The 26,798-nt window shown below is 43.2% G+C and carries 25 protein-coding genes; 13 read left to right on the top strand and 12 right to left on the bottom strand.

Annotated elements, in window-relative coordinates; genetic code table 11:
- Positions 1 to 186 precede the first annotated feature (186 nt).
- The gene (locus AB1Y31_02015) at positions 187 to 498 is read right to left on the bottom strand and encodes a hypothetical protein (protein ID MEW4981942.1); all 312 of its coding nucleotides are present in this window, start codon (positions 496 to 498) and stop codon (positions 187 to 189) included.
- A gap of 273 nt (positions 499 to 771) precedes the next feature.
- Between AB1Y31_02015 and AB1Y31_02010 the strand changes: the two genes are divergently transcribed.
- Together AB1Y31_02010 and AB1Y31_02005 are read left to right on the top strand one after the other, a co-directional pair.
- Positions 772 to 2,376 (top strand): winged helix-turn-helix domain-containing protein, encoded by a 1,605-nt coding sequence (locus tag AB1Y31_02010; protein MEW4981941.1) that lies wholly within the window; start codon positions 772 to 774, stop codon positions 2,374 to 2,376.
- A gap of 55 nt (positions 2,377 to 2,431) precedes the next feature.
- Entirely contained in the window at positions 2,432 to 4,447 is a 2,016-nt protein-coding gene (locus tag AB1Y31_02005) for a TonB-dependent receptor (protein MEW4981940.1), read from the top strand.
- A gap of 1 nt (position 4,448) precedes the next feature.
- Here the strand turns inward: AB1Y31_02005 and rsmI are convergent, their stop codons facing one another.
- A complete protein-coding gene (rsmI, locus tag AB1Y31_02000) occupies positions 4,449 to 5,381 on the bottom strand; it encodes a 16S rRNA (cytidine(1402)-2'-O)-methyltransferase (GenBank protein MEW4981939.1) in 933 nt (310 codons plus the stop codon).
- 71 nt (positions 5,382 to 5,452) lie between these two features.
- Here rsmI and AB1Y31_01995 point away from each other — a divergent pair, with 71 nt between their 5' ends.
- The 7 genes from AB1Y31_01995 to AB1Y31_01965 all read left to right on the top strand — a co-directional run bounded on the left by AB1Y31_01995 (position 5,453) and on the right by AB1Y31_01965 (position 10,830).
- On the top strand, positions 5,453 to 7,399 hold the full coding sequence (locus tag AB1Y31_01995; protein ID MEW4981938.1) for a penicillin-binding protein activator: 1,947 nt from the start codon (positions 5,453 to 5,455) through the stop codon (positions 7,397 to 7,399).
- Positions 7,399 to 7,758 carry a YraN family protein gene (locus AB1Y31_01990; GenBank protein MEW4981937.1) on the top strand — a complete coding sequence of 120 codons (360 nt, stop codon included), beginning with the start codon at positions 7,399 to 7,401 and terminating at the stop codon, positions 7,756 to 7,758. The genes AB1Y31_01995 and AB1Y31_01990 overlap by 1 nt, the downstream gene beginning before the upstream one ends.
- A 1-nt stretch (position 7,759) precedes the next feature.
- Positions 7,760 to 8,350, top strand: coding sequence for a phosphoheptose isomerase (locus tag AB1Y31_01985; protein MEW4981936.1), 591 nt, complete (start codon positions 7,760 to 7,762; stop codon positions 8,348 to 8,350).
- 6 nt (positions 8,351 to 8,356) lie between these two features.
- On the top strand, positions 8,357 to 8,944 hold the full coding sequence (locus AB1Y31_01980; GenBank protein ID MEW4981935.1) for a BON domain-containing protein: 588 nt from the start codon (positions 8,357 to 8,359) through the stop codon (positions 8,942 to 8,944).
- Positions 8,945 to 9,004: 60 nt separating this feature from the next.
- Complete coding sequence (locus AB1Y31_01975; protein MEW4981934.1) at positions 9,005 to 9,472, top strand: FAD-binding oxidoreductase; 468 nt, start codon at positions 9,005 to 9,007, stop codon at positions 9,470 to 9,472.
- A gap of 73 nt (positions 9,473 to 9,545) precedes the next feature.
- Entirely contained in the window at positions 9,546 to 10,310 is a 765-nt protein-coding gene (locus AB1Y31_01970) for an FAD-linked oxidase C-terminal domain-containing protein (protein ID MEW4981933.1), read from the top strand.
- Between the two features lie 73 nt (positions 10,311 to 10,383).
- Positions 10,384 to 10,830, top strand: coding sequence for a universal stress protein (locus tag AB1Y31_01965; protein ID MEW4981932.1), 447 nt, complete (start codon positions 10,384 to 10,386; stop codon positions 10,828 to 10,830).
- A gap of 1 nt (position 10,831) precedes the next feature.
- Here AB1Y31_01965 and nadC read toward each other — a convergent pair whose 3' ends face one another.
- Positions 10,832 to 11,668 carry a carboxylating nicotinate-nucleotide diphosphorylase gene (gene nadC, locus AB1Y31_01960; protein MEW4981931.1) on the bottom strand — a complete coding sequence of 279 codons (837 nt, stop codon included), beginning with the start codon at positions 11,666 to 11,668 and terminating at the stop codon, positions 10,832 to 10,834.
- An 81-nt stretch (positions 11,669 to 11,749) separates the two neighbouring features.
- Positions 11,750 to 14,044: a DUF1631 family protein gene (locus tag AB1Y31_01955; protein ID MEW4981930.1), complete on the bottom strand. Its 2,295-nt coding sequence runs from the start codon at positions 14,042 to 14,044 to the stop codon at positions 11,750 to 11,752.
- Positions 14,045 to 14,146: 102 nt separating this feature from the next.
- On the opposite strand from AB1Y31_01955, the gene ampD reads away from it, so the two are divergent.
- Positions 14,147 to 14,713 carry a 1,6-anhydro-N-acetylmuramyl-L-alanine amidase AmpD gene (gene ampD / locus AB1Y31_01950; GenBank protein MEW4981929.1) on the top strand — a complete coding sequence of 189 codons (567 nt, stop codon included), beginning with the start codon at positions 14,147 to 14,149 and terminating at the stop codon, positions 14,711 to 14,713.
- On the opposite strand, the gene lspA is transcribed toward ampD, so the two are convergent.
- The 4 genes from lspA to murJ are packed head-to-tail and all read right to left on the bottom strand — an operon-like array spanning position 14,696 to position 20,490.
- Positions 14,696 to 15,169, bottom strand: a complete 474-nt coding sequence (lspA, locus tag AB1Y31_01945; GenBank protein ID MEW4981928.1) for a signal peptidase II — start codon at positions 15,167 to 15,169, stop codon at positions 14,696 to 14,698. The genes ampD and lspA overlap by 18 nt on opposite strands.
- Before the next feature lie 8 nt (positions 15,170 to 15,177).
- A complete protein-coding gene (ileS, locus tag AB1Y31_01940) occupies positions 15,178 to 17,991 on the bottom strand; it encodes an isoleucine--tRNA ligase (GenBank protein ID MEW4981927.1) in 2,814 nt (937 codons plus the stop codon).
- Between the two features lie 16 nt (positions 17,992 to 18,007).
- Complete coding sequence (locus AB1Y31_01935; GenBank protein MEW4981926.1) at positions 18,008 to 18,937, bottom strand: bifunctional riboflavin kinase/FAD synthetase; 930 nt, start codon at positions 18,935 to 18,937, stop codon at positions 18,008 to 18,010.
- An 8-nt stretch (positions 18,938 to 18,945) separates the two neighbouring features.
- Positions 18,946 to 20,490, bottom strand: a complete 1,545-nt coding sequence (gene murJ, locus AB1Y31_01930; GenBank protein MEW4981925.1) for a murein biosynthesis integral membrane protein MurJ — start codon at positions 20,488 to 20,490, stop codon at positions 18,946 to 18,948.
- Positions 20,491 to 20,788: 298 nt separating this feature from the next.
- Here murJ and rpsT point away from each other — a divergent pair, with 298 nt between their 5' ends.
- The gene (gene rpsT, locus AB1Y31_01925; protein ID MEW4981924.1) at positions 20,789 to 21,058 is read left to right on the top strand and encodes a 30S ribosomal protein S20; all 270 of its coding nucleotides are present in this window, start codon (positions 20,789 to 20,791) and stop codon (positions 21,056 to 21,058) included.
- 64 nt (positions 21,059 to 21,122) lie between these two features.
- Here the strand turns inward: rpsT and proB are convergent, their stop codons facing one another.
- The 4 genes from proB to rplU all read right to left on the bottom strand — a co-directional run bounded on the left by proB (position 21,123) and on the right by rplU (position 24,042).
- Positions 21,123 to 22,247 carry a glutamate 5-kinase gene (gene proB, locus AB1Y31_01920; GenBank protein MEW4981923.1) on the bottom strand — a complete coding sequence of 375 codons (1,125 nt, stop codon included), beginning with the start codon at positions 22,245 to 22,247 and terminating at the stop codon, positions 21,123 to 21,125.
- Positions 22,248 to 22,256: 9 nt separating this feature from the next.
- Entirely contained in the window at positions 22,257 to 23,312 is a 1,056-nt protein-coding gene (gene cgtA, locus AB1Y31_01915) for an Obg family GTPase CgtA (protein MEW4981922.1), read from the bottom strand.
- Positions 23,313 to 23,451: 139 nt separating this feature from the next.
- Entirely contained in the window at positions 23,452 to 23,709 is a 258-nt protein-coding gene (rpmA, locus tag AB1Y31_01910; GenBank protein MEW4981921.1) for a 50S ribosomal protein L27, read from the bottom strand.
- A gap of 18 nt (positions 23,710 to 23,727) precedes the next feature.
- The gene (gene rplU, locus AB1Y31_01905) at positions 23,728 to 24,042 is read right to left on the bottom strand and encodes a 50S ribosomal protein L21 (protein ID MEW4981920.1); all 315 of its coding nucleotides are present in this window, start codon (positions 24,040 to 24,042) and stop codon (positions 23,728 to 23,730) included.
- A gap of 166 nt (positions 24,043 to 24,208) precedes the next feature.
- On the opposite strand from rplU, the gene ispB reads away from it, so the two are divergent.
- Together ispB and AB1Y31_01895 are read left to right on the top strand one after the other, a co-directional pair.
- Positions 24,209 to 25,213: an octaprenyl diphosphate synthase gene (ispB, locus tag AB1Y31_01900; protein ID MEW4981919.1), complete on the top strand. Its 1,005-nt coding sequence runs from the start codon at positions 24,209 to 24,211 to the stop codon at positions 25,211 to 25,213.
- 136 nt (positions 25,214 to 25,349) lie between these two features.
- The gene (locus tag AB1Y31_01895) at positions 25,350 to 26,798 is read left to right on the top strand and encodes a glyceraldehyde-3-phosphate dehydrogenase (protein MEW4981918.1); all 1,449 of its coding nucleotides are present in this window, start codon (positions 25,350 to 25,352) and stop codon (positions 26,796 to 26,798) included.

The following is a 26,798-nucleotide window of genomic DNA, read 5'->3' as shown; positions in this document are numbered from 1 at the left end:
TTATTAGGGGGAGATTACGATTAATTTCTTCCTAATAATGAAATGACTCAGAAGGCAGGCTCGGTGTTTTCACCCTTCCTTAACATCAAACCCCTCTCCGAATTATCCGTTAAGAAAGGGTATCAAGCCTATTAGAACCGTATACTTTTGACAATGCACTTCATAGTGCAAGCCCATAATCTACAACTAATAGTTTTTTCTCTTCCCCCGTCTTATCCTTTTAATTTCGTTAAAGTCATGTACGTCAATATTTATTTCAGAGGATTGATCGAGGCTAACGCGAACGCCTCTTTGGCGCGGACGAAAAACCTTATTGTCTAACACTAAGTTTGCTTGAGAGGAATTGATACTCTTTTCTTCTCTGGGCCCTCTACGAGTTTGCTCAAATTGCTGGGAAGCCATATTCGGCTCATCTGTGAAGCTGTCTTTTGCATTTACAAAAGAGTAGTTAAAAATTAATGCCAATAAAGTAACATTTAAAACTGTAGTTTTTCTCATATTAATTCCCATATCACATGAAGCGTTATAATTTTTAGGCCCGTGACTGCTAATTTTCAATCCAAAATAAGCTTTTAATAATCCCTAATTAAGCCAGTCATCCGGGTTAACTTACTTCAAAACTTATAATGTTTTCAGCAACACTAATTAGGTGTAAATGTATCCAAAGAATGTTGCAGAAATATGTGATTTAGTTATTTTAATAGGAATATTTAATGCTTTTAGTTATCATTAAAGTGAACCGTTAAGGAAAACCACTTTGGTCTTAAGCACATGGAAGAAATGTATTATGGCGATCTGATTTTTGATAATAATTTTATTTTTGCGACAACTAAAAATAATAAAAAAATCAAATTTACTAAGTACGAGCGTGCATTATTAACAAACTTCGCCTCTCGCCCTGGGAAATTACTAAGCCGTTCCATGTTATTGGACTTTGTTGTAGGAATTGATAAGACTAGCTTTGATCGAAATATTGATTATCTAATTAGCCGCTTACGACGAAAATTAGGAGACTCTGCTGGCAACCCTTTATTTATTGCAACTCAATATGGCGAAGGTTACATATGGATTGCTAAAAGAAATGAACAAAAACCAAAAATAGAGCAAGGAATTTACTTTTCTATTGGCCCTATTTATGGACTTGAGAAAATAGATGAAAAAAACAAAATAGGCCAAAAATTCGTCAATGACCTCAAGTTCTTGTTAAGAGAAAGCTTAGGCTCCGAGCACCGTGTTGAACTAATTGGCGCAGAAAAAACCGAAAATATCACTAGATATCAATTGCATTACACGTTGGAGCTTAGTTTTTTGATGCTCAAAGATATATGGACATGCTCTCTTGTAACACTCAACCAAAAAACGGGGCAAGTTTTTGATAGTATTCTTCACACCCTCCCTCTCCAGCAAAAAAGTGGTAGCAATAACTCAATTTGCATACTGGTAGAAAAAATTAAAGAAAAAATCTGGAACAAACAGATATTTCGTGAAAATGAGCAAATCAAGGCTTCTAGTGACTCTCTAGTTGTTGGTTTATATAAAGCGTCTATGTTGTTTGAACCTGGATTAGATGATTTTAGTGAGGTCGAAAAAAAGTTAAGAGAATGTTTACGGTTAAACCCTCAAGATCACTATGCCGCTATCTTATTAGCAACCAACCTACACATTCAAATGTATACCGGTAACTTAAATCATTTAGAGACTAGGGAAAAAGAGATTGAGGTATTGGTGCTAAAGCATCTGCCATACGTACAGAATGATGCGCTTTATTTATCCGCTGCAGCCGAACGGTTATATGGGCAAGGCCACCATGATTTAGGGGAACTCTTGGCATATCGAGCTTTGGATCTTGGGCCCAGCTATGCAGCATGCTACCTGGTTATTGGCCGTATAAAAGTGCTCCAAGGTGATATATATGAAGGGATTTCATACTATGAAAAAAGCATAGAAATGTCTAAAGAAGGTGACACTATGTACATTTTATTGCAGACAATGAAATGCATTGCCTACCTATCATTAGGTGAGCATGAGCAGGTACGAAACTTAGCGGCCTATATTATCAAGATGGAGCCTGAAGAGCATAAAAAAATTGCTTTGGGAATCATGTTTTTAGCCGGTGACCGAGAAGTATTTAGCCCAGCATACATTGAAACATCAAAGCAACTTCCTGTAGAGTTTGCAAGGTATTTGCTAGAGGTTATATACCACATTGGGGCTCGACTTTTTCATCATGAAAAACATAGAGAAAACCTATTGAAAGGCCCCGTTAATTTATTCTATAACCTTCATGGTTGCAGTATTGTTCCTGAAAAGGTAAGGAAATCTATACCGCGTTTCTACTCTGATATAGAAAACCAAAATATTAAAAGTACCAAATGACTCAAGTTTGCGTTGCTCAGAAAAGTGTATATTTTGTTTATTCAATAGCTATTAAATGTGCCTGAGAATAAAAAAATCCTTATTGATATTAACTGTTTTTTCTAGCGGTGTATTGGCTGAAAATTCACCCATTAGCAGCATACAATTAAAAGACCTCGTTGTTAATCACTCGGTTAATACTGAATACCCATTCAAGGATGCCCCGTACAGTAGTCGATCTTTTACGGCTCAAGACATTAAAGAGCAAGATATTAACTCAATGCAAAGCATTAGCTCAAAAACCCCGAACTTTAATTTTTTAGACCTTGGAATGGGCTCACTTAACAGCGTCGTAACTGTGAGAGGTTTAGGTAATACACCGTTATACAGCCCACCGTCGGTTATTTTTTATATAGATGATATCCCATATAGTGATGTGTTTAGTTTTGCTAGCAGAATACATAACGCAAAAAGCATCGATGTTTATCGAGGTCCGCAAGGCGCTCTATTTGGTAAAAATAGTTATGGTGGCGTTGTTTCAATCAAAACAAAAAAACCAAGCAATCAGACAAAATCAGCGATGTCTTCTGAATATTCAAGTTTTAACAGTTGGGGTGTAGATGGTTACAGTAGCGGCTCACTGATAGCCAATGAATTGTTTTTTAATATCGGCGGGGCATTCTCCCAAACTGATGGCTATTTATATAATCGTTTTTTAAACAAGCCAGCCGATGAGAAGCAACGTATGAGCGGGCATGCATCACTGATATGGATACCATCGAAGGCGTGGGATATTAGCCTTACGATTAATAGAGATGACTTTAATGATAATACGCCGCTAATTTCCTCTTTAGCAAGCAACGATCCATTGACCATTGAATCCAACCAAAATGGCGTATCAGAACATCACTCTAATACAACGGCTTTTAAAGTCATTTACCAAAACAGTGCCTTCCGCTTTTTATCAGCAACCTCTCGTAGGAAATGGCAACTCGATGACTATTTTGTTGATACTGACCTTAGCCCGTTAGCCATAACTAGCGTAGAAGGGAAACAAGAGCAAATTCAATGGAATCAAGAGTTTCGAATTAGCGGGAGTTACTCAAATCTTGATTGGGTTGTTGGGCTTTTTGGCTCCATTGATGACAACCACGGCAAAAGGGCTTTGAAACCCTTTGGCTTACCCGACATCCTCTTAGATAGCCAAGTTAAAAAAAGTGACACGGCAGCATTCACCAACCTAAGTTATAACGTGTCAGACAGGTTACGCATTCATACCGGCTTGCGGCTGGATTATGCCTATCAACAAGTAGACAGAGGCATCAGTATAACGACCCGTTATCAAAAAAAACGACACTCTTTTCATATCAGCCCAAAAATCAGTATCGATTATTTGCTTTCAGATGATTTTTTACTCTATTCGTCGACAGGTTTAGCCTTTAAACCTGGGGGATTCTCCGTCTTAGCAGTAAACCCCTTGATGTCTGAGTTTGACAGTGAAACCATGTGGGCTAGTGAAATAGGCTTTAAATTAAATTGGGCAGAAAATCGTATACAAACTAATGTCGCTTTCTTTTATTACAAAATTGACGACTACCAGCTTGAAAAAGAAGTAACACTAATGGATTACACGATCATTAATGTTGCAAAAACAACCTCACAAGGAATGGAAATAGAAGCAAGTGCAGAGTTGTTACCTGGATTGAAAGTAGAAGGCGGTTTTGGTTATACCCACATCCGTTTTAATAAATTTAAAAACTCTACGTCAAAAGGGCACAGCCCCCCCTTCATTCCAGAAAAGAACCTAACGGTAGCGGCACAATACAAACATCAAACAGGCTATTTCATTAGAACCGAATGGCAATGGAGTGACAAAATTTATTTTGACGATGCTAATTCAAATAGTTTTAAAGAAGACAGCTACTCCAACCTAAGTATGCAACTTGGCTATCACGGTCAACAGCTAAGCGTTTATCTATTTGCTAAAAACCTGACCAATAATGAATATTATCGTTCCATCCTGCCAACCATGAATGCGGGGGTTCCCAATAAGCCCAGGTCTCTAGGTATAAAAGTTCGTGTCGACTTTTAAATCAGCCTTTCATATCACTATCATTGTTTAATGTTAACGCTGTTTTATATAACTCTTTTTTTGATTGTCCTGTCAGCTGCACCGCGAGTTTCACCGCTGTTTTAACGGAGCATTCGCTCATCAGGGTTTTTAAGATAGTGATATCGTCGTCTGATAGACCGTCATTTGCGTGTTTCTTTTTATCGAAACCTTCAATCAAGACAACAAATTCACCGCGCTGCATATTCGCATCAGCTAGTACTCGCTGGTACACCTCTTCCACCGTACCGGTGACAATTGTTTCGTAGGTTTTCGTCAGCTCTCTTGCTATCGACATTTTATGCATGGGTTCGTACACAGCGACCACGTCGTCCATACATTTTGCGATACGGTGACTCGATTCATAAAAAACCAGTGTGCCTTGACGTTTTTGATACGCTTCGAATACCGCTTTTCGCGCGCCGGATGTTCTTGGCAAAAAGCCTTCAAAACTAAAGCGGTCTGTTGCAATACCTGACGCGCTTAGTGCAGTAATAATCGCGCAGGCACCGGGAATAGGTATCACGCTAAAGCCCGCTTGTTTCACTTTCTCAACTAGGGAATAACCGGGGTCGTTAATCAGTGGCGTACCTGCGTCGGATATTAACGCGATCGATTCACCGGCGCTCAATTTCTCCAGTAGAAACTTACTTTTACTGTCTTCGTTGTGTTCATGGTACGCCGTCATCGCTGTTTGAATTGAATGATGATTCAACAATACCTTGCTATTACGGGTATCTTCAGCGGCAATAAGATCAACCTGCTTTAGCACCTCTAGGGCGCGCAGGCTAATATCAGCTAAATTGCCAATCGGTGTCGCGACTATAAAAAGTACGCCTTTACGCTCATTGCTGTACAGTTTCGTTGAAGCCGAAGAGACACCCCCCCTACTTAATTCAGCTTTATCATTTGACATCGCCGACCTCGAAAAAGATACTAAACACCGAGTTGATCATTTTTTAATTTTCCGATTTAAATCGTTCATTTATGAGTTATTACAAAAAAAATTTCATCGCGCCTTTAAGGCTGTTCTTTATCCTATTAGTCGCAATGGCTTTATCAAATTGCGCCAACATTCAACCTTCAGAAACCACAAGGGTTGAACAGTCTAACCCATTGGCAGTACAAGCCCAAGAAGCTTTATCTCAGCAGCGGTTCGCGGTTGCTGCACAACTGTTTGTACAACTAGCCAACGGCAGCAACGCGCCCTTAAAAAACCAACATTTCATCTCTGCCATTGATGCTTATTTAAAGGCCAACGATTTAGCCAACGCCGATTTACTCATTAGCGTTTTATTAGACCGTTCATCACAACTGTCTGCTAACAGCAAATTACAACTCGCCAGCGCCCTGTTAAACCAAGGTAAGGCCGAGAATGCCATTCAACTCCTGATGAGCATCGATGAAAGCAACTTAGCCACTCAGCAACGTATTCATTTACATACGCTGAGTAGCTCTGCTTTTTTCCAATCGGGCAATTTAATTGAAAGTGCGCGAGAGCGTGTTTTATTAGACGCTCTACTGAATCAGTCCGATGAAAAACTTAACAACCAAGCAGAATTACTTGAAGTCTTATCCTTGCTGTCTGAACAAGCTCTAACTTTCTTACGTCCCACGGCTGACAACAATATGGCTGGCTGGATTGACCTTGCACTTATATTCAAACAGCAAGTGATTTTTAACGCCAACAGCTCAGTTGTCGATGTATGGAAAGAGCAACACCCATCGCATACAGCCAATGGCGCCTTTCTTTACAGCCTTGCTGAACAGGCTCAAATTGATTTCAAAACGCCCGATAAAGTTGGCGTGTTTTTACCTAGCCAAGGGCCTTTTGCAACGGCCGCTCAGAGCATTAGAAAAGGCATCACCGCTGCTGCGTATTCAATGGCTAATAGCTGGCCTTTAAATATAACGTTTTACGATACCTCCGCTGCCTCTATCGAAACGCTATACCAACAAGCTATTAACGATGGTATTAACGTCATTATCGGCCCATTAGACAAAGCCAATATTGCCAAAATAACCGCGTTAAATGAATTGGCTATCCCGGTTATAGGGCTCAATAAAAATGGTAACCACCACAGTCATAACTATTATGAATTTTCATTATCGCCCGAAGAAGATATCACCCAAGTATTAAGCCTCGCTTGGTTAAAAGGGCATGAAAAAGCTTTAATCCTAGCACCCCAATCACGCAGTGGAGAGCGTTTAGCGCGCCACTTCTCAACCCTCTGGCAGCAACTAGGTGGCGACATTCTTGGCGTACAGACATACCCCCTTAAGCAAGCTGATTACTCTGCTCCCATTAAAAACCTATTACAAATAGATAATAGTATTCATCGGTTTAAGCAACTTCGCCAACGCCTCAACTTAAATATTGAATTTGAAGAACGGCGTCGACACGATGCCGACTTTATTTTTCTATTAGCCGCGCCGCGAGAGGGTCGCCTAATCAAACCGCAATTGCGTTTTCATCGCGCTGCGAATGTTACCGTTTTTAGCACATCAAAGATTTATGAAGGCGAGCTTAATAAGGTTGCCAATCGTGATTTAGACGGTACTTTTTTCTGTGATATGCCTTGGCTTATCGAACCTAATAATGAGCTCGATGATCAGCTCAACAAGGCGCTAAAACTTTGGCCAAACGCGCGTGGCTTACACCGTCGATTACTCGCGTTTGGTTATGATGCCTATCAGCTTATCCCTCACTTAGAGCGCTTACAGTCTAATGATTTTGCTCGCCTCAAAGGAAAAACAGGCATTCTTGCGGTGAATAATAGCAACGTCATTAGCCGTCAGCTAAGTTGCGGTCGGTTCAAACGCGGCAGTATTAAATCGCTAGGGCTTGCACCCCACCTTGAAAGAGCACTCAATATGCTACCCGCAGATGCCAGCAGCCAGGAGCTTAAACAACCCAACACTTCACCGTTGTAATGAGTCAATCCAACACGCTGGGGCAGCAAGGTGAAGACCTCGCACTAAAATTCTTACAGCAAAAGGGCTTAACACTCATCCAAAGAAACTACCGTAGTCGCTTAGGTGAAATCGACTTGGTGATGAAAGATCAAGAGCACATCGTTTTTGTCGAAGTTCGGTTTCGTTCTTCAACACGCTTTGGTGGCGCATTGTTTTCGATTGACCGCCGCAAGCAATCTAAACTTATAAAATGCGCCCAACATTACATCGCAAATGAGTCTAGCCAACAAACCTTTCGTTTTGATGTGATTGCAATTTCGCCCTCCGCTAGCCAGCATGAGATACAATGGATCTCCAACGCATTTGATGAGTTTTAACATGAGTTTACAAGAAAGAATCTATCAGCATTTCACCGATAGCATTCAAACAAAACATGACGCTTTAGAGTGTTTGCCAGACTCGATTGAATTAGCTGCTCAAACCATTGTTCAAAGTCTCCTTAACAACGGCAAAGTATTAACTTGCGGTAATGGGGGCTCTGCTGGCGATGCTCAACACTTCTCATCCGAGATGCTTAATCGCTATGAGCGTGAACGGCCTAGCCTACCGGCTATCGCACTGAGCACGGACACATCAACCATCACCTCCATTGCTAACGACTATTCATATGAGGAAGTGTTTTCCAAACAAATACGCGCGCTCGGTCAAGCCGGCGATATTTTATTGGCATACACAACCAGTGGAAACTCTGGCAATGTCGTCACCGCCATCAAAGCGGCCCATGACCGAGAAATGATAGCCATTGTTGTCAGCGGTAAAGATGGTGGCAGCATTGCCGCTCAGTCGCTGTTAAATGAACATGATATTGAATTAAGAGTCCCCTCAAATTCAACCGCTCGTATCCAAGAAGTACACTTAGTGATCACTCACTGTCTGTGTGACCTCATCGATTTTCAATTATTCGGATAAATTTTCATGTTATTAAAGAAAGCCCCCCTGTTTGCCTTATTACTTTGCACTATTTTGCTATCTGGCTGCGCTGCAGTCGCTGTTGGAACGGCAACAACGGGTGTTGCGGTCATCCACGATAGAAGAACCGCTGGCACGGTCATTGATGACCAAACCATAGAGCTAAAGGCGCTCAATATCTTATATGGCGTAGATAAAATCCGCATTAACACCCATGTAAATGCCACTTGCTACAATGGCGTACTGCTACTCACCGGCGAAGCACCAACTGAAGGTTTACGCAGTGACATCAGCAACCGATTGCGCCAGATAACCAAAGTTCGCCAAGTACACAATGAAATCATATTAGCCGCACCAAGCTCGCTCGTTGCTAGAAGCAGTGACAGCCTAATCACCAGCAAAACCAAAATAGCTTTACTTAAGCTTAACGACATAAAAGATTTTGACCCGACACGAGTCAAAGTGGTTAGCGAAAACGGCGTGGTTTATTTACTCGGCATACTAAGACAACACGAAGTGAACCCAGTCATTGAAACCGTCCGACGCGTTGGCGGTGTACAGCGAGTTGTTAAGTTATTCGAAATTATTGGCTAATGCACGGCGACCCTAACGACTTTTTGCCTCAACTAAAAAAAATATCCCGAAGAATCGCTATTGTCAGACCCTACCGATTGCTGGAGTTATCGCTACGACAATAGCCGTCGACACAAAGAACCTCTTGCCGTTGGTTTTCCTACCACACACCAGCAAATAGACGATACATTTACATTATGTAAGGCTCACCATGTCGCCATTACTGCGCGCGGCACCGGCACAACGGGCGCGAGCGTGCCCTCCGACAAGGCGATTGTTTTGTCTACTGAACAAATGGCCAACATCATTAAAATTGACTCAGATAACCGTCTGATGGTGGTCGAGCCTGGCGTCACTAATCAGGCCATTCAACAAGCCGCTGCCAATACGGATTCTTTTGGCCGCCCGGACCCCACTAGTTCTGCTATTTGTACGGTTGGCGGCAACCTCGCATACAATTCTGCCATCCCCCGCGCCGTTAAATACGGCACACCCCGTGAAAACACATTAGGCCCCAACCTCTGTCACTGGAGACGGAAAAACCCTTAAAACAGGCGCTTACACAAGTAAAAGCATAGTTGGGTACGACATTACCCGGCTTATTATTGGTTCAGAAGGAACCTTGGCGATTATCACTCAAGCCACACTGAAGTTAACATCCTTGGCGGAAGGCAAACGAACACTTCAAGCCACTTACAATTCTTTAGAGGCTGCGGCGGCGACAATTGCCAGCATTATGGCGCAACCCATTACACCTTGCGCGTTAGAGTTTATGTACGGCACGGCCCTTTCCCTTGTTAAGGAGAATGCCCAGCTCGATTTGTCCGAGAATGCACAAGCCTTGTTAATGATTGAGGTGGATGGCGATCAATTTGAGCTAGATGCAGTAGCAGAGAAAGTCGCTGCCAGCGCATCCGTTGATGGCCTTATCCATATTGCGAACACGCCCAAGCAAATTAAACAACTTTGGTCGACCAGAAAAGCGCTGTCTCTTTCTTTACGAAAAATAGCCCCGAAAAAAATCAATGAAGACGTTGTAGTCCCTGTCAGTAACATTCCAGCGCTAATCAACGGGCTTCAAGCATTGTCCAAACAATATCAAACACCCATCGTTAATTTTGGTCATGCTGGAAATGGCAATATTCACGTCAACCTCTTGGTTCAACTTGGGCAACTTGAGACAGCAAAAGCGTGTTTAGCGGATGTATTTGAATTGGTGATAGCCCTTAACGGCAGCCTCTCAGGTGAGCACGGTATCGGCCTCGAAAAACGTGACTATATAAGTTTAGAATTAGACCCTACTGCTATTAGCATTATGAAAAAAATTAAAGCCCAGTTTGACCCAGGAAACCTCTTAAACCCCGACAAAGTATTCCCAATAAATTAATGAAAAAGGCTTGCCAAACAAGCGGATAAGCTCGTATCCTTAGTAACACAACATATGAATTTATGGACGCATTATGATGAATTATCGACATATTCTTGTTGCTCTTGACCTTGGTGAACAATCAGCTTTGATTTTAAATAAAGCGCACCAAATAGCCCAACAAAATCAGGCCAAATTATCAATCATTCATATTATTGAACCCCTTATAGAGTCCTCATACTTAGCCTTTGATGGCAGTATTGCAACGGACATATTGCCTCTTCAAGATGAAATTGAAGCCACGGCAAACACTAAACTAAGAAAGTTAGCCGCGTCTATCAGTCTTCCAGAGGAAAACCTGCTCATCGAGTTTGGTCGCCCCTCCGAGCAGATCCATCAATTAAGTGAAAAGATACCTTGTGACCTGATCGTGATGGGGAGCCATGGGCGACATGGACTCGCATTATTACTAGGCTCAACCGCCAATGCTATTATGCACGGTGTCAGCTGCGACGTATTAGCTGTTAGAGTAGGAGAATAGATTAGGCTTCGAGGTCTACACGCATGGATAGATCGACCGCTTGAATATTTTTCGTCAACGCGCCCACTGACACAAAGTCCACTCCAGTTTTCGCAATGTCGCGTATCGTCGATAAACTCACATTGCCTGACGCCTCGAGTTTTGCTACACCATTATTTAGTTCAACCGCCTCGCTTAATTGATCCAGCGTGAAGTTATCTAATAATAAGATATCAGCCTTCGCCTCAAGTGCTAGCTTTACTTCATCAATACTTTCGACTTCCACTTCAACCGCCACCGTATCACTCGCTAACCGAGCCGCAGCAACCGCGTTAGCTATAGAACCCGCTGCCATAATATGGTTTTCTTTGATTAAAATACCGTCATATAAGCCCACACGATGATTAGATGCTCCACCACATCGCACCGCATACTTTTGCGCTAATCGTAGACCTGGGATAGTTTTACGTGTGTCCAACACGACCGTTTGAGTGCCATCTACTGCCTTAGCAAACTGGTTTGCAAGTGAGGCTGTAGCAGATAATGTTTGAAGCATATTTAACGCTGCACGCTCACCCGTTAATAAGGCGCGGGCGGAACCCGACAGATAACACAAAACATCGCCAGCAAACGCTTGCTGGCCTTCTTCGTGTTGCCAATCAATGACAATACCGGCATCGAGTTTTTTAAAAACTGCATTGAGCCATGCTTGGCCGCAAACCAACATGGCCTCTCGAGTGACAATCGTCGCTTTAGCCAATTTCCCCTCTGGAATAACCAGAGCTGTTAAATCACCTGTTCCGACATCTTCTGCAAGAAAACGAGTTACGTCTTCGTCTATTATTTTTGGGTCAACCATGAAATACACTTACTCTTAAAAACAAAAAAACCTCCCAGTGGAGGCTCTTTATTATCACACATTTTAGTGGTGATAAAAACGTTATGCCAAACTTGGCTCAACACCGTCAGGCGTCATTAATTTTTTCATACCCATCAGCACCCTCTCCACTAATGGTACTTTTTCATGCCCAAGCAATGTCATCCGTTTTTGTCTTAACTCTTCTGAAAAATCAGCCAGACTGATATCCATTGCTTTCGCGCCAAGTTCATTGACGAACAAACATTGCATCGTAACGCTGCTTTTCCACGATAATTTAGCACGCAACGCAGTGCCCTCCGCACTGTTATACTCAACCCAATCACCCACTTCCATGTTATTCGCGCGTTTGCTGAATTTATCATCCGGCATTTGTGCTATTTCACTTTCGAGCTCTTGTAACAAGTCATCCTCAGGGCTAGCGCATATAACATCATCAAACTCGACTAACACCACTTCTTCATCAAGAGCAGGAGCGTCACTTTCACTCAAGCCCACTGCCAACAAATGCTTATGCCTAGACTCTAACTCCTTAAAAAATGGGGCGGACTCATGGAAGTCGTATGAAATATTCTCCAACCCAACCTTAATATCTTTGAGTAACCGTGCCAAACCATTGATGACCTCATTTCTAACTGCAGCATCATTCGGTTTAATAACGCTGGTCACTAAGCGCTCGATCACTTCAATACATTGCTGCGTTTCGGCCGGTTCCCGTTCGCGTCTCAACAAGGCTAACACCAGTACGTCTTTCCACGCTTCGTCCAAAAATAACTGCACAAACTCGGGTATTGCTTTGCCATTTAATCTTAGGGCAATTTCATAAGCAGCTTGACGTTTAGTTAATTCTAACTGCTCGCTACTTTTTGTTACCTTACGAGAGCGCTCTTCAATCAGATCAATTTGGCGCTGCTGTTGCTCCATGAAGATGTCAAACTCTTCAAACAGTTCTGCAAATATCTCCACGTCGTCAACAAAGTCCATTAACACACGTGCCACTAACTCTTCCATTTTTTCAAAGACAGCACTTTTGACTTGGCGGTTCTTTTCACTCACGCCTAAGCCAGCCTGTGACAGAGAGTTCAAAAACTTTCTAGCTGGGTGGCTCTTCCTTGCAAAAAACTCTTTATCAATCATCGCCACTTTTAAAATAGGTATCTGCAGTTGGCCAATCATTGCTCGCACCGCATCAGGCAGATGCCTGTCTTGTAAAATGACATCAAAAAACATCGCCACCACGTCAATCAATGTCTCGTCTTGTTCCGCATACGGCTGACGCTGCCCATCGACTTGAACTCTTGAACCAATTTGCAGGCGAACACTTTCTTTTATATCCACACCGCCAACAGCGCTTTCTTTTTGCAAGTTAGTTAAGGTATCGATAAGTTCAGCTGTAGGTAGTTGTTGACCGGCAACCACTAAGCCATCAGACACCACATTGTCACCAGCTTTAGAGCGATACGCTTGCGCCATTTCAACCAAGCCGTTATATAACTCAGGGGCAATTTCCACTGCCTCGCCCATCATAGGCATTGGTGCCGCATGTTCCTTCATAGGCGTTACTACTTGAGACTGCTCTGATAAAACACGAGCTACTTTCTCATTAACAAATGATTTTGTTTCCTTCTTTATCGCTGCATTAGCGTTCTTAACTTTGGGCTTTGGTAATGTCGAAAGGATATTCGCTTGAATAAAGAGTTCGTTGATCTCTTCAAGCACATCACCTAGGTCTGCAAAAAGCGACTGTGAAAAGGATTCGCACAAAACTTTGCGTGCCTCTTTTGAAAATGATTCACCCTTAATCAGTTCAACATACGTATTCATTAACACGGCGGGGCCAAACGGATTTTTACGGGACCTCAGTTCTTTGGCTGTCGAAATAAATTCAACCCTACGCTGTAAGGCATAAAGCACTTCTGAAAGTCGGTTTTCACATGACGCAATATAGCCATCGAGTAATAACTGGTTTTCAATTTCATCCGTTGCGAGTAGCTCAAGTCCTGACCAGTCCTCTACTTCTTTTGACGAATAAAAACTCGACCCTGCGTGACGGTTTGCATCCCCCGAGAAGCTTGAGATGTTTTTAATAATGCTATCGATATACAAGGATGACAAATATTTAGAGACTTTTTGAAACACCTGAATATCACTAGCGGCTGACGCCACCTTTTCACTATCAGCGGCAAACATCTGTTGCTCAATTTTCTCTACATGTGTTGCAATCGCTTTTTGTAAATAACTTTTCAACAAACTAGACGATGCATTCAGAATACTGCTTTTATCAACTGACTTGGCTCCGCTCTTAGCTTTCTCGCTAGTTTGACGAATAGGGACGACGGTTGATTTTGCATTTTCCATAACTTAAAGAATCGATTCATGTACTTTGATGTTTAGAGTATAGTCAGCTCACTGATAAAGTTGTGCACTAGAGCACAGATTGGAACAGCCACCCATTTTTATATGACCCACGCTTCTTCAACATCAATTCAACAAGGCTTACTGAGCGCTGCCAACTTCATCGCCTCACCCAATAAAAATAGCCGCCCGAATCCCTCTGACATTCGACTCATTATTGTTCACGGAATCAGCTTGCCTCCAGAGCAATTTGGTGAGGGCTGGATTGATGATTTTTTTCTAAATCGATTAGACCCTAATCAACATCCATACTTTCAGAAAATATGCGGACTCGAGGTCTCTTCACATTTATTAATTCGGCGTGATGGGAGCATTACGCAATACGTCCCTTTCCATGAACGTGCTTGGCACGCAGGGTTATCCAGTTATAAAGGCCAAGAAAACTGTAACGATTTTTCTATCGGCATTGAGTTAGAAGGTACCGATTATATTCCATACACAGATGAACAGTATGTTGAACTGGCATGCTGTTGTAAGGCTTTATTTGAGCACTACAAAACCCTTTCAGCCGAGTCCATTGTCGGCCACAGTGATGTTGCACCTGGACGAAAAACAGACCCCGGTGAGAGCTTTGATTGGGAAAGGTTTAGACGCCTACTCGGCGAGGCTTGAATCCTTAGCTCTAAAAATGTCAATCAACATCATCACAACCCCAACTGAAATAGCAGAGTCCGCGACATTGAACACCGGCCAGTGCCAAGTTTTATAATATACATCTATAAAATCAATGACATAGGCGTATGAAATACGGTCATACAAATTACCCACGGCGCCGCCTAAAATCAACGATAAGGTAACAGCCATCCAACGTTCAGATGATTTTAATCGCGCCAACCAAATGCTTAGAACCAGCGTGGCAACAAGCGCGATCACAACAAAAAACCAACGTTGCCAACCGCCTGCCGAGCTTAAAAAACTAAAGGCAGCACCCGTATTACGGACATACGTTAGGTTCAAAGAGGGCAATAACCTCAACGATTCATAGAGTTCAAAATGACTTACAACCCAAAACTTGCTCGCCTGATCAAACACAATAACGACTAACGAAAGCCACAGCCACTTCAGCATTGATTTGTTTAGGCGAACTGCCTAACCTCACCCACACCGTCAACATTGTCTTCGCAGCGAGCACACAATTCAGGGTGTGCTTCCGACTGACCAACGTCTTCGCGATGATGCCAACAACGCACACATTTTTCATGCCCGCTCGCCAGCACGTCAATAAACAGGTTTTTATTCTCTGTTGCGTTGGCTTGCTCGGTTTTCTCTGAAAGTGGTTTGACCTGCGCATACGACGTAATCAAGATAAAGCGAAGCTCATCCTCTAACTGCGAAAGCCGTTCAAAAAGTTCACCGTCACAATACAAAGTTACATCGGCATCAAGCGCAGAGCCAATAAGTCCTTCCGCCCTAACTCGCTCCAGTTCTTTACTCACTAATTCTCGAGTATCAATAATCGGTTGCCAAAATTCTAACTCAGCCATTTCCTTGCTAGTTGAGTCTGGGAAACTGTCATACGCCCTTGCTAAAAATACAGACTCCTCTCGCTCACCCGGCATCGCTAACCAAATTTCTTCTGCCGTGTAGCTCAGGATGGGGGCAATCCAACGTACAAATGCCTCGGCAATATGAAACATCGCCGTTTGAGAAGAACGCCTTGCCAAACTGTTCTGTTGCAATGTGTATTGACGATCCTTAATCACATCTAGATAAAAACTACCCATATCGACCGAACAAAAATGATGGATTTTTTGGTGCACTTGCAAGAATTGATACTGGTCATAATTATCCAGCACCTCTTTTTGTACTTGCTGCGTTTTTTCAATCGCCCAACGGTCTAGCGGTAACATCTGATCAAAAGATAAGGCATCGCTAGCCGGGTCAAAATCATTTAGATTGGACAATAAATAACGCGCGGTATTCCTTAAACGACGATACACATCCGCTGCACGTTTTAAGATCTCATCAGAGACCGTCATTTCACCGGTGTAATCATTCGCCGACACCCAAAGGCGTAAAACATCTGCACCCAATGACTTAATCACTTTTTGCGGCGCCACCACATTGCCTCGTGATTTAGACATTTTCATGCCTTTTGCATCAACCGTAAAACCGTGCGTTAACACCGATTCAAAGGGTGCACAGCCATTCATCGCTACCGATGTTAACAATGATGACTGGAACCAACCACGATGTTGATCAGAGCCTTCAAGGTACATTGCCGCTGGGAATGTCAGTTGTTCACGCCTTTCTAAGACACATGAATGGGTGACACCTGAATCAAACCAAACGTCTAAAATATCATTAATTTTAGTGTAATCAGCCGCTTCATCACCCAACAATTCAGCCGACTCTAATTCAAACCATGCATCAATACCCGATTTCTCAATCATGGTAGCGACCTGCTCTATCAAGCTGGCCGTATTGGGGTGCAACTCACCGCTCTCTTTATGCACAAATAACGCAATGGGTACGCCCCAGTTACGTTGACGAGAAATACACCAATCTGGGCGCCCCTCTACCATGCTATTGATACGCGCTTCGCCCCATTCTGGTATCCACGACACGCGTTTGATTTCTGCTAGTGCCTTATCGCGTAAGTTATTTTTATCCATTGAGATAAACCACTGCGGGGTAGCTCTAAAGATAATGGGAGTTTTATGCCGCCAACAATGCGGATAGCTGTGATTTAGTGCTTCTTCGTGCACTAACGCACCACGCTCTTTTAAAGCATCAATCACATCATTATTCGCGTTGAATACATGCTTGCCAGCAAACAATGGCGTGCTCGCTAAGAACACACCGTTATCACCAACAGGGTTGTCCACCGGCAGGTTATATTGCTGACCGATAACGTAATCATCTTGACCATGACCGGGCGCGGTATGAACAGCGCCTGTGCCAGCTTCGGCGGTCACGTGGTGGCCCACAATAATCGGCACCACGCGATCATAGAACGGGTGGTGAAGCGTCATATAATCTAAATCGCTGCCTTTGCAATAAGCGATAACACGATAATCATCAACGCCATAACGTAGCATGGTGTCTTTAAGCAACTTCTCGGCTAAAACCAAACGCTCTTCACCGCTTTGCACCATCACGTAGTCAAACTCAGGGTTTAAAGAAACCGCTTGGTTTGCTGGTAACGTCCATGGTGTTGTGGTCCAAATAACCACCGATATAGGGCCGTGCCCAGGTGAGCCATCGCTACTGTGAAAATGTTCAACAAAGGTCGTCTCATCTTTCACTGTAAAACGCACATCAATCGCCGGCGAACGTTTGTCTTCGTATTCAACCTCGGCTTCAGCTAACGCCGAGCCACAATCCGTACACCAGTGCACAGGCTTTGAACCTTTGTGTAAATGGCCGTTTTCAATAATACGGCCCAATGAACGAACAACGTCCGCTTCAAATTGGAAGTCCATGCTTAAGTAAGGCCGTTCCCAATCACCAAAAACGCCGAGTCGAACAAACTCTTCTTTTTGCATCGCCACTTGCTTTGTCGCATACGTTCGACACGCCTTACGGAATTCAGACGCCGACACCTTAACACCCGCCTTACCAATTTTCTTCTCGACCATTAATTCGATCGGCAGACCATGACAATCCCAGCCTGGCACATAAGGCGAATCAAAACCCTGCAAGGTTTTACTCTTAATTATCATATCTTTCAGCACTTTGTTAACCGCATGGCCAATATGAATGGGCCCATTCGCATACGGAGGACCATCGTGCAGAACAAATGGTGGGCAACCTGCAAATTTATCGCGAATTTTCTGATATAAACCCATTTCTTGCCAACGCTTCAACACGGCGGGTTCACGGTTAGCAAGGTTCGCCTTCATTGGAAAGCTCGTTTTCGGCAAGTTCAGTGTAGTTTTGTAATCCATCGTGCTCTTAGGGTGTTTATGTCTGATTAAAGTGTTTTTTGGCTTGTGCAGAATCTATTAAAATTTGCTGTGTTAGCTGTTCTAAGTTCTCAAATTTTTTCTCATCTCGAAGCTTTTTTGCAAAAGTAACGACGACGCGTTGACCATATAAATTGCCTGAGAATTCAAACAAATGCGCCTCTAATAGAACAGCAGTTACGTCTTCAATAGAAGGTCGCGTACCAACATTAGCGACCCCTTTATATAACAAGCCAGATTCAAGCCTTATTGTAACGGCAAAAACCCCCTGAAGCGGAGTTTTTCTATTCTTGACACGAATATTCGCCGTAGGAAAACCTAGCTCTCGCCCCCTTTTCTGACCATGTATAACACGACCTGACATGTTGTAACGTCGATCTAGATATATCGCGGCTTTTTCTAACTGGCCTTTTTCAAAGGCATGACGAATTAAGGTGCTGCTGACACGCTCATTTTCTATCTTAAATGAATTAGATCGTTGTACGGAGAAACCGAATTTTTCGCCGGCAACGGTTAAGTAGTCAAAGTTACCCTGCCGGTTCTTACCAAAACAAAAATCATCCCCAACAATCAGTTTTTTAATATTGAGCTGCTGAACGAGCATTTGCACAAATTGCTCGGCTGACATATTCGCCAGTGCAGCATTGAAACGTACGAGGTAAAGCGCATCGACACCCACCGCCGATAATTGTTCTATTTTATCTCGTGCTGTTGAAATTCTTGCTGGCGCAGCATCTGCCCTAAAATATTCAATCGGTTGTGGTTCAAAACACATCACAACGGCCTGTAAACCCGATGCCGCCGCTTGGTTCATTAACTCAGCCAACACCATACGGTGGCCGGCATGAACACCATCAAAGTTGCCAATGGTTAGTGCGCATCCATTAGGAAAAACGGCTTCATCAGGTAAATATCTAATTAACTTCATGTGTTTTCTTAACCTTTAAACAACAAATGTCGTGGCCGAATACCGAGCAACAAGATGCTCGCGACATACAAAGTAGCCACCGATAATATTTCAAGTGTTAAATGCAGTGCCCTATCAAATGCACCCCATTCGTACCACTGCATCAACGAATAGTCATAAAAATAAATAACGCCAACGATGAGGTTTGCAAACAGCACTTTTACAATAAAACTCGCCCAGCCTTGTTGCGGTTTAAATATACCCTCTTTAAGTAAGGCTCTATACAACAGACCGGCATTTAAAAAAGCCGCCAACGAAGTCGCCAAGGCTAAACCCGCGTGTTGAAAAAAGAACACTAACGTCACACTCATCAGCATATTTGAAACCACCGCTATCACACCTATTCTTACCGGCGTTTTCATGTCCTGCCTTGAGGTAAACCCCGGCACTAGCACTTTAACCAATATAAATGCCGGCAAGCCAACCGCATAGGCCATCAGGCTGAGCGAAGCACTATCCACATCGCTCGTGCTAAAAGCATCGTATTGAAACAGCGTCGCCAACATCGGTTGTGCCAAAAAGAATAACCCTGCGGCGGCCGGTAACCCTAACAGAACCACCCAACGCAAGCCAGAATCTAAACTCGCTGAAAAATCGTCGGTTTTACCAGCGGCATAGCTTTTAGATAAGTTTGGCAGAATAGCGGTTGCCAGAGCAATGCCAAAAATACCTAGAGGGAACTCCACCAACCTATCTGAAAAATAAAGCCAAGATACGCTACCGGTCACTAAAAATGATGCCAACAAGGTATCAACCAATAAGTTAATTTGCGTGACCGACACGCCAAATAACGCCGGCAACATCAAGTTCATGATTTTTTTTACACCCGCATGATCACGACTAAAACTCAACCGTGGCATTAAGCCCAGTTTTTTCAAGAATGGGAATTGAAACACCAACTGAGCTATTCCCGCAAATAAAACACCCCAAGCCAGCGCCATAATCGGTTCATCCAACAAAGGGGACAACCAAAAAACCGCCGCTAAGAATGATAGGTTTAACAACACTGGTGTTATCGCTGGGATAGCAAATTTACCGAAGGTGTTTAGCACCCCGCCCGCCATTGCTGTTAAGGAAATGAAAAACAAGTACGGGAAGGTGAGCCGCAGCATTTCCACCGCCAAATCATGACGCGAGCCTTCTGATGCAAAGCCTGGCGCGAATAGATAAATTAAAATCGGTGCACCAATGACGCCAAGTAATGTTATAAAGAACAACACGGTCGCCAGCGTACCCGCTGTTTTGCCAATCAGTTCTTTTAACGCCTCGGTTGACTGGCTTTCTTTATATTCTGACAACACCGGCACAAATGCTTGTGAAAAAGCACCTTCTGCAAACAAACGTCGCATAAAGTTAGGGATTTTAAACGCCACAAAAAAAGCATCGGTACCTTCACCCGCACCAAAATAACGCGCAATAACAATATCGCGAATAAATCCTAAGACACGCGAAACCATCGTCATGCTACCAACAATAGCTGTCGATTTTATTAGCGTTTTACTCAGCGTCTTCACCCCTGTGTATTAAGTTTCTTTTTACCCTCACAGAGGGTTGGTTTGATTGATTAACTCGGGTTCATTATAAGACGATACGCTAGGCAACACACCTTAGATTTAAGAAGCGTTGCTTAATCATCGCCGCACGATAAAAAAACTAGGGTCGAATGGTTGATTTAAGCGCGCTTAGATTTAAGTATTCATTAAAATCCTTGCGTTTATGTATTATTAGCAATGTAAACGTCTCTCAGGCTTGACAAATCTTAAATATTTCAGCAAAATGCCAAATCTTTTTTACATCAATAGAGGATTTACCTTGGCTAACAGTGCACAAGCGTTAAAACGCGCCAAACAAGCAGAAAAAAACCGTCAGACTAACATGGCAGCTCGTACTCGATTACGTACAAAAATTAAACGTGTTATTTATAGTGCTGATGATGGCAATGCTGAAGCAAGTGAAACCGCTTATAAAGAAGCCGTGCCTTATATTGATGGCGCTGTCACCAAAGGTTTAATCCACAGAAACAAAGCAGCTCGTTTAAAAAGCCGCCTTAATGCTCGAGTCGTAAAGTTAAAACAAGCATAATTTTCTGCAAGATCTAAAAAAGCCGACCTTATGGTCGGCTTTTTATTGCCCTAATTTTCTAAGCTCAAAGCAATACTAAGTTATCTCGGTGAATAATTTCAGATTCACCTACAAAACCAATTAACTGTTCAATCTCAGTACTTTTATTCTGTTTAATAATATCAATATCGGCTGAACTGTAATTCACCAAACCTCGCGCAAGCTCTTTACCGTTCTGGTTAACGCAAGCGACTAACTCACCCCTATCAAAATCGCCGCTAACGGCTACGACACCAATCGGCAACAAACTAACGCCAGACTTTTTAATCGCCTGAGCTGCGCCGTTATCTATTACCACCTGACCTTTTATATCCAAGTGCGCCGTTAGCCAACGCTTACGAGCTGAAACAGGCGCATCGTCTGGTATTAGCAACGTCCCAACCGATTCACCGTCGATAACGTCCAAAATAACACGCTGCTTTAAACCCGGCGCAATAATGGTAGCCGTCCCAGAACGCGATGCTATTCGCGCTGCGGTTAATTTCGTCTGCATCCCTCCACGTCCGAGACTACCTGAACCACCACTGGCAGCTGAGTCTAAGGTTTCATCGTTCACGCTTGCGTAGTCTATTAACGTCGCCGCAGGGTTCACCCTTGGATCACTGTCAAAAAAACCGTCTTGATCCGTTAAAATCATTAACAAGTCAGCACTCATTAAGTTAGCGATAATAGCGGCCAAGGTATCATTATCACCTACACGTAATTCCTCGTTCGCCACCACGTCGTTTTCATTAATAATAGGAACAACCGATAAAGCCAACAACGTTTTGATTGTTGCACGTGCGTTTAAATAGCGTTTTCTATTGGCCAAGTCATCGTGCGTTAGTAAAACTTGAGCGGTTTTAAACCCTTGTTCCTGAAAACTTCGCTCATACGCTTGAATTAACCCCATTTGCCCAACCGAAGCCGCCGCTTGAAGCTCTTGCAGCGCGTGAGGGCGTTCAGACCAACCCAGCCTCACCATCCCTTCAGCAACAGACCCTGATGAGACGACAATCACAGCAATACCACGTGACTTTAACTCACTAATTTGCGCCACCCAATTATCAATAGCCACACGATTTAACCCTTGGCCGTTGTCTGTCAGGACCGCACTACCAATCTTGATGACACAACATTTCGCCCGTTTTAAATCCGCTCTTGACTTCATACCAGTGAACTAACTATGTCCTTCAGGTTTTTTTTCTGCTTCTAATTCAAGCTTTTTTTGCTCTTCTAGATAATCCATAATCGCATGGACTAACTTGTTCGTGCCTACCTTTCTTATCGCAGAGATTTTAAACAACGGCCCTTGCCATTTCAGTTCATCGACAATCATCTGACAATAATTATCCACCTCATCCTCTGGCAGCAGGTCTATTTTATTCAAAACCAACCAACGGGGTTTTTCAGCCAAACCGCCGCCCCATTTTTCTATTTCTTCAATCGCCGATTTGGCCGCTTTAACCGGATCAATGTCAGATTCATATGGCTCTACATCAACCACATGAAGCAATAAATTATTGCGTGATAAGTGACGTAAAAATAAATTACCTAAACCCGCGCCATCAGCAGCCCCTTGAATAATGCCCGGGATATCTGCAATAACAAAGCTGCGTAACTCATCCGCGCGCACAACGCCCAAACTTGGATGCAGTGTTGTAAAAGGGTAATTCGCAACTTTAGGCTGAGCCGATGAGACTGCTCGAATCAGGCTAGACTTGCCGGCGTTAGGTAGACCTAATGTGCCAACATCTGCCAACACTTTTAGTTCGAGCCTTAAAACACGTTGCTCACCCTCTGAGCCCGGCGAGAATTGCCTAGGCGCTCTATTAGTACTGCTTTTATAACGCGCATTTCCTAGCCCGTGAAATCCGCCTGATGCCACGAGTAACCTTTGCCCCTCCGCGGTAACATCACCAATCAGCTCATCGGTTCCATCATCATAAACAATCGTACCGAGAGGTACTTGTACGATCAAATCTTTACCTCCTCTGCCAGTACAATCTCTGCTTTGACCTCGTTGACCGTGCTCGGCTCTTAAAAGTCGATTAAAGCGCATATCAATTAACGTATTTAAAGCTTCCGCACCTTCGAGGTAAACACTCCCACCGTCGCCACCGTCGCCACCATCTGGACCACCAAAGGGAATATATTTTTCGCGTCTGAAACTGACATGACCCTTTCCGCCATTACCAGCTTCAACTCTAACACTCGCTTCATCTACGAATTTCATGTGCTCTTTCTCACTATCTTTATGTTAATTTAGTCGTTCAAAGCCTACCGGTCTTTTGAAGCAATAAAAAACCCTGTCAAAGACAGGGTTTTTTAAAATACGTACCTGCCGTTATCACCGCAGCGCACTGTTTTTTACATTAAACAGTTTCGATACGAATATACTTTCTACGCTTCGGGCCTTTAACTTCAAAAACCACCTTGCCTTCTTCAGTCGCAAATAAGGTGTGATCTTTACCCATACCTACATTTTCGCCTGCATGGAAACGTGTGCCTCTTTGGCGAACTAAAATATTACCCGCTAGAACACTTTGACCGCCATAACGCTTAACGCCAAGCCGCTTCGACTCGGAATCGCGACCGTTCTTAGTACTACCGCCTGCTTTCTTATGTGCCATGAATCTGTCCTTTGTTGATTAAGCCGCAGAAATACCAGTAATGAGTACTTCAGTGTAATACTGACGATGACCCATTTTCTTCATATGGTGTTTTCTACGTTTGAATTTAATGATATGTATTTTTTTGTGACGCCCTTGAGATTTCACAGTTGCTGTAACCGTTGCCCCATCAATATTAGGTGTGCCAACCTTAAGGCCCGCTTCACCATTCACCAATAGAACTGATTCAAAAGTAACTTCGCTACCTTCTTCAACGTCTAATTTTTCGATCTTAAGGAAATCACCCTCGGCGACCTTATATTGTTTACCGCCTGTTTGAATTACCGCGTACATTGTCTAGAGACTCCCTAGTTTGTGGGTGGTTTTAAAAAAGAGGCGAATTTTATCCTTTAGCGCGCATTTGGTCAATCCCAAATAAACATAGAAAAGCTTTTTCTTAAAAAGCATGAATCCTTGTTATCATACTCCATTAATTCATTTTACTTCACATTACCGCCACATGAGCAGCACAAATTCATCAGCAGCATCACAACCAATAGACTTTAAAACAATTCAGCAGCTGATGTCGCCCATCATGGCTCAAGTTGATAAAGAGATTTTACAAGAGTTAAATTCAGACGTCGTGCTAATCAATCAAATTGGTTTTCACATTGTTAATAGTGGTGGCAAGCGCCTAAGACCCATGCTAGTTGCATTATCGGCGTGCGCATTAGGCTATGAAGGAAAAGACCACACAACACTGGCCGCTGTTATTGAATTTATTCACACCGCCACCTTATTACACGACGATGTTGTTGACGAATCAGACATGCGGCGTGGCGATGAGACTGCGAATGCCATATGGGGCAATGCCGCTAGCGTTCTAGTGGGTGATTTCTTGTATTCACGTTCATTTGAAATGATGGTTGGCGTCAACAATATGCGCGTAATGGATATTTTGTCCCACGCCACGAACGCCATTGCTGAAGGCGAGGTATTACAGCTCCTCAACATCAACAACCCAGACACCAGTGAAGCACAATACCTTGAAGTTATTCGACGAAAAACGGCAAAACTTTTTGAAGCCGGCACCCGACTAGGTGCTGTATTGGCAAACAAAGATGAGGAAACTGAAAAAGCGCTCTCCACCTATGGCCTTCACTTAGGCAATGCCTTCCAAATTATGGATGACATGCTCGATTACACCGCAGACGTAGCAGAGCTCGGTAAAAATCTCGGAGATGATTTGGCGGAAGGCAAACCGACTCTCCCCTTAATTCACGCCATGGCGCACGGAACGGCAGAACAGTCCAAGTTCATTAAGGAGACCATTAAAAATGGCAACCGTGATGCATACCTTGATATTCTGGCCATCATTAAGTCAACAGGTTCTTTAGACTACACGGCACAGCTCGCTGACCAAGAAGCCCAAAAAGCCATTGATGCCTTAAGTAATATTCCCGATAGCAATTACAAGCAAGCGATGGAACAACTCGCTTTATTTTCCATTCAACGCAGTTACTAAGCCTTAACAGTTCAGCTTAATTTTAATACCCAACGTTAAGCTCGTTTAAAATGCCGCGGCCAAAGTTGCGCCGCACAATTTGCTGTTAATGTTTGATATAATTTTTCTTTAATTTTTAAAAATACAGGTACCTTTTATGAGTGTAGAACAACACGATCAATATTTAGCTGAGTGGGAAAGTCGCCAAGAAATTGCTGAAAGCATGATTCCTATCATTGGCAAAATGTACCGTGGAAGCGGGGTCGTCCTCAAAATTTATGGCCGAACATTGATTAACGCCTCACCCGTCACTCTACTTAAACTCCATCGCTATGTTCGCCAGTTTGAAAAAACTGAGCTTTCTATTCACGACAGCTTCAAAGTTTTAATTGCCTTACAAAAAATGAAACTAGGGCCCGTACGTATTGATCTGGGTATTTTGGCCGTTCAATTCAACAACGACACACGCGGCCTAGAACTGGATGCTTTTCTTGCTGAAAAACTTGGCGAAGGTGTCCGCCAAGTCCAAGAGCAATTGGATTCAGCACCAAGAGACGTTGTACTTTACGGCTTCGGTCGTATTGGTCGTTTGTTGGCACGCTTGCTCATTGAACGCACAGGTTCTGGCAATAAAATGCGCCTGCGCGCCATTGTTGTACGTAAAGGTAGCGACAACGATTTACAAAAACGCGCCAGCTTACTTCGCCGTGATTCTGTTCACGGCTCGTTCAAAGGCACTATCAAAGTTGACGAAGATAACAATACCATTATGGCCAACGGTAACTTAATTCAAGTTATATACGCCAGCCATCCGAAAGAAATTGATTACACCCAATACGGTATCCACGATGCATTGATTGTCGATAACACGGGTATTCGTCGTGACGAAGCCCAGTTGAGCGAGCATTTCTTAGCGAAAGGCGCCGCTAAAGCCTTACTAACAGCCCCAGGAAAAGACGTTAAAAACATCGTATTTGGGGTCAATACTGATGACATCAAAGCTGATGATAAAATCATTTCTGCCGCTAGCTGTACGACCAACGCAATCACACCCACATTGAAAGCAATCAATGATGAGTTTGGCATTATCAAAGGTCACGTTGAAACGGTTCACTCGTACACCAACGATCAAAACCTAATTGACAACTACCATAAAGGCGAACGCCGTGGACGTGCAGCAGCACTCAATATGGTGCTGACTGAAACAGGTGCCGCTAAAGCTGTCTCTAAAGCACTGCCTGAACTTGAAGGTAAATTAACCGGTAATGCTATTCGTGTTCCAACGCCTAATGTTTCTATGGCAATCTTGAACTTGAGCTTAGAAAAAGAAACAGACAAGCAGTCATTGAACAGCTTTCTACGTGAAACAGCTCTTCATTCTTCTATGCGTGAACAAATTGACTTCACCACATCAACTGAAATTGTTTCAACGGATTTAGTTGGCGCTCGTAAAGCCTGCACAATTGACTCAACAGCAACCATTGCGACAGGTGATTCATGTGTGCTGTATCTTTGGTATGACAACGAATTCGGTTATAGCTGCCAGGTCATTCGTATAATGCAAAAAATGGCGGGACTGGACTTCCCATCCTTACCAACAAATTAG

The organism is Cycloclasticus sp. (assembly GCA_040743155.1).
Taxonomy (GTDB): domain Bacteria; phylum Pseudomonadota; class Gammaproteobacteria; order Methylococcales; family Cycloclasticaceae; genus Cycloclasticus.
This window is presented reverse-complemented; position numbering and strand designations above follow the sequence as displayed.